Origin of the sequence: Arthrobacter alpinus (genome assembly GCF_001445575.1) — a bacterium.
In the GTDB taxonomy this organism is placed as follows: Bacteria; Actinomycetota; Actinomycetes; order Actinomycetales; family Micrococcaceae; genus Specibacter; species Specibacter alpinus_C.
This window is the reverse complement of the sequence record NZ_CP013200.1, coordinates 4,251,330-4,263,603: the sequence shown is the minus strand read 5'-3', so window position 1 is coordinate 4,263,603 and position 12,274 is coordinate 4,251,330. Positions and strand designations below refer to the sequence as shown.

8 protein-coding genes are annotated in these 12,274 nt (G+C 59.5%); 4 read left to right on the top strand and 4 right to left on the bottom strand.

Going from position 1 to position 12,274, the window contains the following annotated elements:
- Nucleotides 1-67 precede the first annotated feature (67 nt).
- The 3 genes from AS189_RS18890 to brxL are packed head-to-tail and all read left to right on the top strand — an operon-like array spanning nucleotide 68 to nucleotide 5,699.
- Nucleotides 68-1,048 carry a class I SAM-dependent DNA methyltransferase gene (locus tag AS189_RS18890; protein ID WP_062292538.1) on the top strand — a complete coding sequence of 327 codons (981 nt, stop codon included), beginning with the start codon at nucleotides 68-70 and terminating at the stop codon, nucleotides 1,046-1,048.
- Nucleotides 1,045-3,552 (top strand): BREX-1 system phosphatase PglZ type A, encoded by a 2,508-nt coding sequence (gene pglZ, locus AS189_RS18885; RefSeq protein WP_062292535.1) that lies wholly within the window; start codon nucleotides 1,045-1,047, stop codon nucleotides 3,550-3,552. Before AS189_RS18890 ends, pglZ begins: the two co-directional genes overlap by 4 nt.
- 32 nt (nucleotides 3,553-3,584) lie before the next feature.
- A complete protein-coding gene (gene brxL, locus AS189_RS18880) occupies nucleotides 3,585-5,699 on the top strand; it encodes a BREX system Lon protease-like protein BrxL (protein ID WP_062294074.1) in 2,115 nt (704 codons plus the stop codon).
- Nucleotides 5,700-5,889: 190 nt separating this feature from the next.
- Here the strand turns inward: brxL and AS189_RS18875 are convergent, their stop codons facing one another.
- The 4 genes from AS189_RS18875 to AS189_RS18855 all read right to left on the bottom strand — a co-directional run bounded on the left by AS189_RS18875 (nucleotide 5,890) and on the right by AS189_RS18855 (nucleotide 11,603).
- The gene (locus tag AS189_RS18875) at nucleotides 5,890-6,417 is read right to left on the bottom strand and encodes a phage holin family protein (protein ID WP_062292532.1); all 528 of its coding nucleotides are present in this window, start codon (nucleotides 6,415-6,417) and stop codon (nucleotides 5,890-5,892) included.
- Nucleotides 6,418-7,098: 681 nt separating this feature from the next.
- Nucleotides 7,099-9,990, bottom strand: coding sequence for a MobF family relaxase (gene mobF / locus AS189_RS18865; protein ID WP_062292526.1), 2,892 nt, complete (start codon nucleotides 9,988-9,990; stop codon nucleotides 7,099-7,101).
- On the bottom strand, nucleotides 9,987-10,544 hold the full coding sequence (locus AS189_RS18860; protein ID WP_062292523.1) for a hypothetical protein: 558 nt from the start codon (nucleotides 10,542-10,544) through the stop codon (nucleotides 9,987-9,989). Before AS189_RS18860 ends, mobF begins: the two co-directional genes overlap by 4 nt.
- 879 nt (nucleotides 10,545-11,423) lie before the next feature.
- A complete protein-coding gene (locus AS189_RS18855; RefSeq protein WP_062292520.1) occupies nucleotides 11,424-11,603 on the bottom strand; it encodes a hypothetical protein in 180 nt (59 codons plus the stop codon).
- Nucleotides 11,604-11,666: 63 nt separating this feature from the next.
- Between AS189_RS18855 and AS189_RS20125 the strand changes: the two genes are divergently transcribed.
- Nucleotides 11,667-11,960 carry a hypothetical protein gene (locus AS189_RS20125; protein WP_129587352.1) on the top strand — a complete coding sequence of 98 codons (294 nt, stop codon included), beginning with the start codon at nucleotides 11,667-11,669 and terminating at the stop codon, nucleotides 11,958-11,960.
- Nucleotides 11,961-12,274: the final 314 nt, after the last annotated feature.

The following is a 12,274-nucleotide window of genomic DNA, read 5'->3' as shown; positions in this document are numbered from 1 at the left end:
CTGCTGTGCCGGGGAACCGGTCGGCGGTGAAAATCGATACCTCGGCGAACTCTCGTAAGGAACCCCGTTGAAGACGCTTGAACAGACCGTTGCGCAACATCGAGAAGAGTGGGCGGCGCGCTCGCACGCTCAGCAACAGCTGGAGATCGAGAACAACGAAGCCGTCGCGAAGCTCTACGGACTCGAGGACGAGGTTGGCTCGCACGTACCGCTCGAGCGTGTATCGCTCACCAACAACTCCGCGTTTCGGTGGCCAAACAAGACGCCCGAGGAGCGCGATGTCCAGTTCGCGGAGTCCGCCGTCGTCGACCTCATCTCGTATGCGGTCGGCTGCATGTTCGGTCGCTACAGTCTGGACAAGCCGGGCCTGATCCTTGCGGATCAGAGTTCAACGCTTCAGGACTACCTCACGAACGTGCAGTCGCCGACGTTCATGCCTGACGCTGATAACGTCATCCCGTTCGTTGACGATGGCTGGTTCGAGGACGACATAGTTGAGCGTTTCCGTCAGTTCCTGCGCGTCGCGTTCGGCGTTGAGTGCTTCGAAGAGAACCTGCGGTTCGTCGAGGAATCATTGGGTGTGAAGACCATCCGTGACTACTTCATCATGAAGTCGAACCCATCGGGTCGGAGCATCTCACGCTCGAAGTTCTACGACGATCACGTGCAGCGCTACAAAAAGCGCCCTATCTACTGGATGTTCTCCTCACCCAAGGGCTCGTTCAACGCTTTGATCTACTTGCACCGCTACACCCCGGCGACGGTCTCGACGGTGTTGAACGAATACCTGCGCGAGTACCGCGCCAAGCTCGAAGTCGGCCTTCAGCGTGCTGAGGAAGCTGCCGCCGGCGGTGCGTCAGCACAGGATCAGAATGAAGCCGACCGGCTGCGCGCTGTTCTGGCTGAGCTGCGGGACTACGAGCATGACGTGCTCTATCCGCTGGACATCCAGAAGGTCGAGATCAACCTCGATGACGGTGTAAAGGTAAATTACCCGAATTTTTACCCGGCGCTGCGCCCAATCAAAGGTCTGGAGGCATCTGAGTGAGCAAGGCGCCGTCAATCCATGATCATCTTGCAGTCCGCTTTGCAAATCAGCGCATCGTTGTGTGGCAAGACTCCGACGGCGGTTACGCGGCTGAACTGGATAGCCAAGTGCCCGACGGCGTCTCGGTGCTGAGGGTCGCAGATGACGAATTCGCGATAAAGCACCGTGTGCTCCGCGAGGACACTGCATCACAGTTCCTGATCTATCGCTCGGGCGCGGCGACTGAAGGCACCAATAACTGGTTACTCGACGTGGAGCTCGCTTACGGTCCTGTCTTCACAGCAGACCGTGGTGCACTCCTGCGTGCGGGCTTGGGCCTAGCCGAGCCTGGCTCGGACGCGCTGGTCACTGAGCACCCTGCGTTCTTCTCCGACTCCAAGCTAGTCGAGAGTCTGAAGATACTGCTACTGCCCAGCGACGATTTGGTGACGGTGCAGGCGAAAATGTCCGCCGTCGCGATCTGTCAGAAGGAACACAGCTTCTCTGATCTCACGCGCACGCTGCTGTCTCATCACGCACAGGGCGAGACCTCTGGTTGGGACGCCCTGAGCAAACTCGGACTCGCAGAGTTCCACTGGAGTGGCGCTGAGCACATCTACGGTTACCTGTCGGCGGCTCCGACCATTCCGGGATTCGTGCTGTGGATGTTCCAGCAGGCCCGTGATGGTTTCGACGTCACGTCTTCGAAGGGCGCGCGTAATCTCGCAATCGACTTCCGCAGCTTCCGTGACTCGAAGCGAAGTGCCTCCGCGATTAAGATCTTGGCCCGCAAGGCTGAAGGTGACCTCGCATACGAGGAACAGGTAGCCGGGCTCCCGTGGGAGACTCTCAGGGATGCCGACATTTTCGAGGCCGCCGAGAGAGAGATCATCCGTCGTCTGGTCGACGGCATCGTCAACCAGACGATGCCGCAGCGTGAGATCCTCGAGACCATCGGTGTTCGGCGTCATGGCAGCTTCTGGTTCGAGGACTACGCCATGCTCTATGAGGCGCTAACTGCTGCTGCGGAACTCATCCCTGCAATCCGCGCCGCGCGCCTTGAATTCGCAAGTTTCGATGAAGGCTTGACCCGGTACAGGGACGACTTGTTCCGTATCGATCAGCGATACCGCCAGTTCACATACGCATACCTGACTGCGGAGTTCAAGCAGCCGCTCGATGAACTTGCCGAACAGGTCGAAGCCGCGTACGTGACGGACTTCGTGGCGCCCCTGGGCATGTCGTGGCAGGAACAGGTCGATGCGGTGCAGCGGTGGCGCACACCGGAAGCGACCTCGCAGTCTGAATTCTACGAGAAGTACGTCGCGAAGCTCACCAAGGGCGGGAACAAGAAAGCCGTCGTGGTGATCTCCGATGCCATGCGGTTCGAGGTCGCCAAGGAACTTGAAACCCGAATCCTTGGCCTGGACAAGTTCGACGCAAAGACCGATGCCATGCTTGGCGTGCTCCCGAGCTACACCCAGCTGGGGATGGCTGCTCTCCTGCCGCACAAAACGCTTGCCCATTCGATGAACGGTGACCCGGTCCTCGTTGACGGGTTGAGGTCTGATGGCTCTGCCAATCGCAGCAAGATCCTTGAGGCTGTCGGGGGAACGGCCATCCAGGCGAAGGATTTCGTCGAGATGAAGCCAGCTGAACGACGTGATCTGTACTCGTCGAATCAGGTGCTGTACGTCTACCACGACACGATTGATGCTACGGGTGACAGTTCGAAGTCGGAACACCGCACGTTCGCAGCAGTGTCTGAATCGCTGGATCACCTTGTAGATATCGTGAAGAAACTTGCCAACGCCAACGCGACGAACATTTTCGTCACTGCCGACCACGGGTTCCTATACCAGCGTTCCAAACTCGCGACGCAGTTCAACCTCACAGTCAAACCGCAGGGTGACCAGATCGTGGCCGAGAAGCGTCGATACGTGCTTGGCCGGGGGCTGAAGGAAGACGCCGCGTTCCGAACCTTCCAGCCTCACCAGGTTGGGTTGTCCAGTGATCTGGAGGTGCAGATCCCGAACTCGATCCACCGGATCGTCAAGCCGGGTTCCGGGTTTCAGTTCGTGCACGGTGGTGCTTCGCTGCAGGAGATCGTGGTGCCAGTCGTCTCGATCAACAAGGGCCGTTCCACGACGGTAGAGAGGGTCAACGTCGACATTCACCCGGAGTCTGACAAGATCACCACCGGCCAGATCGTGGTGAAGCTCTACCAGTCGATGAAAGTTGAACCCAAGGTCACTGCTAGGCGCCTGCGCGCGGGACTTTACTTCGGAGAGCAACTGATCTCCAATGAACAGGAGATGGTCTTTGATTCAGAGAGCGGTGAGGGACGGGATCGTTTCCAGATCGTCCGGCTTCTGCTGAGTAAGGACGCAGACGCGGCGAACAACCAGAGCGTTGAGTTCCGCCTGTTGGAGCCGATCGAAGGCACCGACCAGTGGAAGAAATATAAGGGTGCGCCGTACGCGGTCAAACGCGCCTTCACGAGCGACGACGGGTGGGACTTCTGATGAGCGACGAGATCGATCTGATCTTCCAGGCGATGGTTGCCGACGACTTGGATGATGTTTTCCCACAGTCGAAGGTGCCGCAGAGCGACTTGGACCGCAAGATCAACGAGCACTTTGCAGGTGCCGTGGTCCGTAAGGACCTCGTCAAGACTGTCAAGGGCAACGCGATAGTACCTTCCTATGTATTGGAGTACCTGCTGGGGCAGTATGCCGCGACCGACGTCGAGGCCGGGATTCAGGAGGGTATCGAGACAGTGAGGCGGATTCTTGCGGAGCATTACGTGCACCGCAATGAGAACGAGCTGATCAAGTCGAAAATCCGCGAGAAGGGGCGTTTCCGCGTCATCGACCGCGTCAGTGTGACACTGAATGAGAAAGACGACACCTACGAGGCATCTTTCTCGAACCTCGGTATAAACGGTGTTCTCGTTGACCCGCACACGGTCAACGCCAACCAGAAGCTGCTCGTCAGCGGCGTATGGTGCATGTGCGACATCGAATACTTCCATAGTGACAACGCGAAGGTGGTGCCGTGGATTCTCGGGAGCCTGAAGCCCATCCAAATGTCGAGCTTCGACTACGATGGCTACCTCGAGGCGAGGGCGAAATTTAGCACTGACGAGTGGATCGATCTGCTGATCCAGTCGATCGGTTTCAATCCCGATCAGTTTGGACGTCGGGCCAAACTGCTCCAACTTGTCCGTCTTATCCCGTTCGTTGAGCGCAACTACAACCTTGTAGAGCTAGGACCCAAGGGTACCGGAAAGTCGCACATCTACTCGGAGTTTTCTCCCCACGGGATGTTAATTTCTGGCGGTGAGATCACTGTGCCTAAGCTCTTCGTCAACAACGCCAACGGCCGCATCGGACTCGTCGGCTACTGGGATGTCGTGGCATTCGACGAATTTGCTGGCAAGAAGAAGCGTACCGACAAAGCGTTAGTGGACATCATGAAGAACTACATGGCGAACAAGTCGTTCTCCCGTGGCGTGGAGCCTCACGGCGCTGAAGCATCCATGGTGTTCGTCGGCAACACCTCCAGGACTGTGCCGTACATGCTCAAGCATTCCGACCTCTTTGACGAGCTGCCCGAGAGCTACCATGACTCGGCTTACCTCGACCGACTGCACTTCTACATCCCGGGATGGGAAATCGACACGATCCGCGGAGAGATGTTCTCCAACGGCTATGGCTTTGTGGTCGACTACATTGCAGAGGTGCTCAAGTCGATGCGAAACCTAGACTACTCCGACCGCTACCAGCCCCACTTCAGTCTCGGTGCGGACATCTCTACACGCGACCGTGACGGCATCCACAAAACCTTCTCGGGTCTGATGAAATTGCTCTACCCTCATGAGCAAGCAACTGGTGCGGAGATCGAAGAGATTCTGCGGTTTTCGATTGAGGGTCGCAAGCGTGTGAAGGATCAGATCCTGCGTATCGACGACACCATGTCGGCGGTCAACTTCGGATATCAGTCTCCGTCAGGAGAGTGGACTGCTGTCACTACCTTGGAAGAGGACGAGTACCCGGCCCACTACTATCGTGGCCGTCCTGGTGCTTCGGGGGACCCGTCAATGCCCACTGAACCGGCCGTGCAACTTCCAGGCACGTCGGCGCCAGAGCCGACCGTTACGCCGGTGCCAGACAAGGAAAATCTCTTTCGGGGGCAGCGGGACTTCGTCGAGAATCAGCGCGGTATCTCTTATGAGGCTCTCTTCATGCCATATCTGCGCGATGCGACAGAGATTGAGCTGCATGATCCGTACATCCGCCAGCCTCACCAAGGCCGCAACCTCGTGGATCTCCTGGCGCTCATCGCAGCTTCGAAGGACCCCGCAGACGAAGCAGTGTTCAAGCTCTACACCACGCTCGAGGAAGATCCCGAGTATCAGAAGAAGCAGTTGCAGATGCTCAGCCAGATTCTCCAGGGGGCTGCTCAGCAGGGCATAAAGCTCGAAATCGCCAAGGACCCAGGCGGTCACGATCGGTGGATCCGCACAGATAACGGCTGGCGAATCAACCTTGGCAGAGGCCTAGATATCTTCCAGAAGCAGGAAGGTGGGTGGTTCGATTTCGGTACCGCCCGCCAAGAGTTCCGTCAGGTCCGCGCCTTCGGCGTGACCTACATCAGGGAAGACGGCTGATGTACGTGTCGCCGCAGTGTTCTACGCCCAGCACATGTTTCGAAAATAGACGGTGTTGTACTGAACGGGGCGCCCTTGCGAGGATTGCTCTGCTGTCTTTTTAGACAGGCTGTTCAGATTAGTTCACGGTAGACGCCATGCGGTGTGACAGCTCTGCCCTGTCGCCACATCTCATCAAGCAACTTAGGGTTCAAGCACTTGCTGGAGCTGGTGCGATAGCCAAGCAAGCATGAGAACGGAGGTAGTAAGTCTGCGGCCAGGGCGCCCCAACCTGAATTTGCGTCGGATCTGGGCGGATGAGTAATACGGAATCGGGCCAGATGGCGAACGTACCATTCTCGATCCACACGGGCTGAACATATCCGAACTTGTTCCAGCGGATGGTTGCCCAAGAGCCAGTCGGTTGAATTTCTTCGAAACTGAGGACGGTGATCTCAGCGGTGGCTTCGTGTTCCCCCTTGATGCGAGTTAGGTATTCCCACTGCCTGTCGGCGAACTGCTGCCACTGTCGCCGGCCCTGAACCCGCCGGGCCCAGCGCCAAGCCACCCAGCCTGCCGCCAAGAGCGTCACGCCGAAAACGATCCAAATACTCTGGAATCCTGGCCAAGCGATGATGATCGCGGCTACCACGTACAGCATGGCCACGCCGGCGATGACGGTCGTCGCAACGAGGAGGCCGCCGCTGAGCTGCGGCCTAATCATCGGGTTGCTCTCCATGACTTCCTCCTCTGTCCTTATTCTAAATTTCCCAGCCGACATTGGTAAGGGGAACAGCGGCAGGAACCTTCACCGCAGTGGTTCTATTGCAGCTGGCAACGGTGGATTGCAGCCGTGACAGCTCTGCCTCGAGCTGTCGTCGATCGTTGGCGCGCTCCCACTCGTAGTCTGCAGTGGGATGGCCCAACGGGTCCGGGTCGTCCCCAATCTGCCAACGGTCCCTGTAGATAGCTATTTGTTCCAGCAGCGCACTTCGGTCCATCGCTTTGATGCCACTCGGGAGCCTGCCGTCCACTCGCTGTGTCCACGTGTCGGCGCTAGTCAGCGCCCTCACTTTCAGCTCCTGGACTCTGGCGGCGGCGAGGCGGCGTACTTGGGCAATCATGTATTTGAGATCCGGCCGGCTACTGGTGAGCTCCGCATGCAGCCAATCGTCGTGGCCAGCTGACGTGGTGCCACCGACCAGGCGGAGCCGTGCATGAAGAACTGCCATGACGTCCTTGGCGTCGCCGGGGCGTCGAAGGGTGTGCTTCAGCGTTGCAACTGCCGCAACGGGTTCACGAGCAGTAGCCCGCCTCCAGGCGGCAACGCCCGCACCCCAAGACGGTGAGCATTCCAGGATGCTCACCGTACCTGGCTGGATGTGTTCTATCGCGGCGCGTAGGTCTTCTGCGGCTGCGATCAGGGCGAGGTAGTCGTACTCAGCGGCGAGACGATGCAGGGAATGTTCGTTTTCCTGTTCCTCGTCGCGGACCTCGTGCGCGGCCCGCTCGGCACCTTGGGTAGCCAGGACCTCACTGATGATTTCCAACCACGTCGAATCGTGGCCCTCATGCAGCTCATCGTCACTGGCGGACCGGATTCACACACATAGGCGGTGTTACTGTCCTGCCCCCGGGTCATGCCGACGTAGAACAGTTCGCGTGTCAGGCAATCTTGGGTCAGCAGGGTGTGGCTGGTGCCGACCGTGATGCCTTGGGAGCGGTGCGCCGTCGTCGCGTATCCGAGCTCAGTGGATTCCGAGAGGTATTCGCTGCTCAACCGAATGAAATTGCCGGTGTCGAGCCGGCGACCCATCACGGATCCATCGTGTCCGGGCTTGGCGGTGATTCTGATGAGGGTGCCATTGCGGATGAAATCGCCGCAGTCATCAGTGAGGCGTCGATCGTTCTTGCGGGCGATGACGGTGTCTCCCCGACCCGCAGTGAGTCCATCGCTGAGCCGCACAGTTTGGACGGCATCAACCGTGCCTCGGGCCACCAAATCGGCGTGAGCTCGTTCGTTGAGGGCTGTGACAGTCTCGTTGTCTGGCGCGATGAGGATGGACGAAACCCCGGCGTGAATGTCCGCGGCCCACCGCTCATACGCTTGGTCGACCATCTCGGCGTAGTCACCGTGGCGAAAACGCCCGTGTGTTGCGTAAGCCTGGATAGCCTCACCATCGCCCACGCGCAGCAGGAGCGATGCCGGCCCCTCCCACTCGTGACTGAATCTCCGCACACTGGTCAGTTGAACTGCCTTGCCCTGCCGGTCCAACCAGCCCAGGATCCCACCGGCATCGATCGCGTCCAACTGCGCAGGATCACCCACCAGCACAATCTTGGCCCCGGCATCCCGTGCTTGATGCACTAGCGCCGCCAGCTGCACGGTCGAAACCATCGACGCCTCATCAACAATCACCAACTGATTGCTCCGGAAAGACCACTGCTCCTGCTTCATGGACAATGCAGCCATCCTCTGCGTCGTTCTGGCACGCTGCCACGGTGATGATGGGTCAGCAGCCTCCAAGTCCTGAAACTGTTCCGCCCTGTGGGCGGCGCCTTGGCCTACCGTTTCATACAGCCACTTGGCAACATTCTCAGCGGCCAAACCCAGCTTCCTGCCGAGCACCTCGGCGCTCGCAGCTGCCGGGGCCAGTCCGACGACGCTGCCGGCACCGTAGGCCCGTTCCCATCCGTCGCGGATGGCAGCCATCGTCGTTGTCTTGCCAGAACCCGCCGGACCGACGACGGCGTCAAGGCTCCTGCCGCTGGACAGTACCTCGTGTGCTGCGGCACGTTGGTCGGGTGCCAGCCCAAGGTGACCAGCAGCGTGGTCGCTCGTGGCGAGGAAAGCGTCGGCGAGGTAGGGCGCGATGGCGGGTCCGCCGTCGTCGTTCATGGTGTCCATGACCAACTGTTCATTGGCGAGGATGCCGGCGTCTGTGTAGAGGCGAGCCCCGGGGAACTCGAAGACGGCGTGGCCTGCGAAGTCGATGTCACTGCCAGCTTTGAGTGGGACGTTGTAGCGGTAGGCGTTGAGCGCGACGCTCTGGGACTCGGCAGCGGTGACGACGACGTCGAGCATGTGCCGGCGGTCGGCGGCGGAGTCGCACCTGATTTCGGCGCAGATGCGTTCCGCCTCGGCCAGGAGGTTCCAGCGGTTCCATGTTGCGCGGCGTTGCGCCACCGCTTGGCGGGTGGCCGTGGCTGCGGCGGTGACCCAGGACTCGGTGAGGTCGGCGGCGTTGACGGGGCACTCGTGGGAGCGGTTGATGGTGTGGCGGATGACGTCTGCGGGTTCAAAACCGAGCCGCTGGGCGCGCGAACGCCAGCCTGCGGCAAGGTCACTGAGCGGTCGTGGCTCTTTGCCCTTCGCCTGCCTAGTGGAGAGCGTGGCTTGCTGGCGCAGCTTGAGGACCGTGGTGGGGGAGGGTTCCAGACCGTGTTCCTGGGTCCAAGCCGTGACGAGGCGGTCTTTCTCCTCATCGATGCGGTGTGAGCGGTTGGAGAACTCGTGGATGAGGGCGTCATCGACACCGACGAGCTCATGGCGGGCGTTGCGCACGCGGTTGGTGGGAGCGCGAAATCCTGGCACCGCACCTAGCCGTTCCTGCAGGCGGTCAAAGAGGAGGCCGTTGTAGTGCTCGCTGGCCGCCACGGTGGCCTTGTAGAGCGTCCTCGAATCCAGAGTGGTCCAGACACCATCTGTTGCTCGCTGCACCCGGTTGGCGATGACGACGTGCGTGTGGAGCTGGGGGTCGCGTGCACGGGATTCCCAATGGTCAAACGCGGCTGCGACTGCACCCTTTGTGGCGACGTGGGCGACTCCGCCACGGCCGGTACGAGTGTGGATGGCGGATTCCTCCAGCCACTCGAGGACCTGGTTGACGGCATGGTGGTGGGCTGCGAGAATCTGTTGCTGGACATCGCGCGGGGCCAGCGCCCACAAGACGGAAATGGATTTGGGGACGCTGAACGTCAGGTCAAATCCTGCGACGGCAACGCGCTGAATTTCCTCGCCGTTGCGGTGTGCGATGGTGGTTGCGCCGTGGTGATGGCCCAACGCATGATGCGTGTCGGGGTGGTCTGCATTGGAAAAGACTGCGGTGGCGTCATCGCTGGTGACTGGGACAAGCCTTTCCCTGCCTATCCCGGCCAAGCCGCTGCCGAGCCAACGACCCGGGGGAGTGCCCGCCTTCATGTAGTAACCAGTGGCGTCGCCCGAGGTGAGGGGGACGTCGTCGTGCATGGTTGTTTTCAGCAGGTACTTGACGCCGCTGTGTGCGGTGAGACGGGCGATGGAGATGGTCATCGGGATTCCGCCGCAATCTTCGTGTTCCAGCCGCGGCGGTGGAAGATCTCCGCGGTGGGCCGGTCAAGAGGGATACCGAGATGGTCGGTGAGTTGGAGCATGCGCACGGCGATCTGCATCAGATCCTGCAGATCCGCCCGCCGGTCTTTCAGGATTCGCGAGACTTCCAGCTTCAGCTCGACGCATTCTGCCTTGGATTCTGCGAGCTGGCTGGACTGGTCAAAATACTTGGTGGCCAGGAGGTGCAGCTGGGTTCGCTGATCGTCGATGATCCTGTCCCGAGCCAGGACTGTTTCCTGGGACTTGGTCAGGATGACGGATGTTCCAGATTTCAGACTGCGCAGGTGTTGTTTCTCCGCGTTGAGCAGGCGAGCATTGCCACTGGCGTGCTCAAGGGCAACGAGGGTTTGGTTGGTTGCTCTTGCTGTGGCTCGCCGGGCGTCCCGGCGGCGTCGTTCACGGGATCGTCCCGAGCACGTGGCTGAGCAGTACAGCTGGGTGGTGCGCCGCTGTTCAAACGGGGCCTGGCATTCTGGGCACTTTTTCGTAGACATACAGAATCATGGCGCTTGAGGCTCCAATCACCATGACTGCCCGTGGGACTTCCCGCCACGGGCAAGGCCTTGGGTGCCAGACGTGTAAGGATCTTGAAGGCGGGAAACTCGTCTAGTGCCTGGGTGGTGATTGACGATTTGGGGACCGTCATGATGAAGCGTCAGCGGCGTTGCAGGGGTAGGCGTTACCAAGGCATTATGTGTCATAAGCGATTCATTTCGGTGGGGCGGGATCGTGGATCGGCCATCGAATCATCGCAAGGAAGGTATGCCATTTACGCTGGCGGCGTGTCCGTTTGGGGACGTCTACCGGGACGCTTGGACCGATTCGTGCCAGACTGACTCGTTGTTCTTCACGAACTGAATCACACTGTGCCAGTGGTCTCTATGGCCGGTCGTGAACATCGTCCCCCACGGTTCGGTTCCCGCATCATGGGAAGTCTTGAGTAGTTCAGACATGGCCTTGTCCGTTGCCACATGGCGACGGGGGAGCGTTGTCCATAGCTATTCGTCGGCACCATGGCCGTCAATGGAGGGTGCCAGCCCTCGTGCCGCTGTGTGTGAATCGGCCGATGCGTAATTTTAGCGTGAATGCTTACGCGGCGTACTCGAGATCCCAGCGGAAGGTGCTTGATGCGGCCGCGTCCCAGTTGATGAACACCCAAGGCTCTCGGATGAGGAGATACCATGGGGCCATGTCGTTGTGGCAGATTAACTCGGTTCCTGGGACTGGAATATGAGTGATTCAGATTGAGCCGGAGTCGGGCTCGTAAGTGGCGCTGGCGTCGTGAATAGCGCGTGCAAGGGAGCCGGCCCGACCCAGCTCGGAGACTGACATGGCGGCCGAGTCCATGGCAAGGCAGCCGTGGACAAACTCTGTTACTGGGCACCTTGGGCGTCCTGCCCATAGACGGCAGGCACATCAACGCTGGCATCATTGACGGCCTTCATGTAAGTGAGCACCCTCGGGGGCGTGGCCGTCCACGGTTTGCGGTCCGTCGATCCAACGGGCACCGCACAATCTGAAGCGTTGCCGCCATTCAGGAGGATCTCGTCCATCTCACAAAGTTATTCCGCACCCCTCGGTGCGGCGCAGGAACCGCTAATTCAGGGACGAGAGCGATGAGCCCACGAAGCGTCGTCGTTTCGCAAGCGGAACGTCTTGCTGGATACTCGTCTCCCTTTGAGATTATTTGGTGTCATGGCAAAAATGTTGCGGGCATCCAAGTTTCCACGGCGAACGATCGACTGGATAGTTGCCCAATTGCCAACGAACTGGCGCAGGAAAAGTTGGCCATGCCAAAATCGAGGTTGTCGATCATTGTCGCCATTGCGATCAGAAGGGGCGCGGGTCGTCGTTCGTTGCTTGCTCAGATTTTTCAAATTCAATCTGTTGGTTCCTTGCGCATCCAATGAGGAGGCCCCGTCCGAGCAGGCACCCGCCGAAGAGGATGCCTAGGATGGCCAAAGTTGGGTTAGATCGGACAAACAGAGCGACTACACCGACAACAATGATGTCCCTGGCTTGAAACTTGGGCGGTGTCCGGTTGGATTCAATGCATCCGAACATCCACCACAAACTTAGGGCCGGATCGCGGCTAAGGCATCAGTTGCAAGTCCAGATACGCCGGCTGCCAGCGCCGGTTGAGGACTTTGGCAGATACTTTCTTCCGGCCTACCCGAAGGCCGAAGTCTGTGCCACGTCGGACCATCCTCGGTCTCAGAGAAGG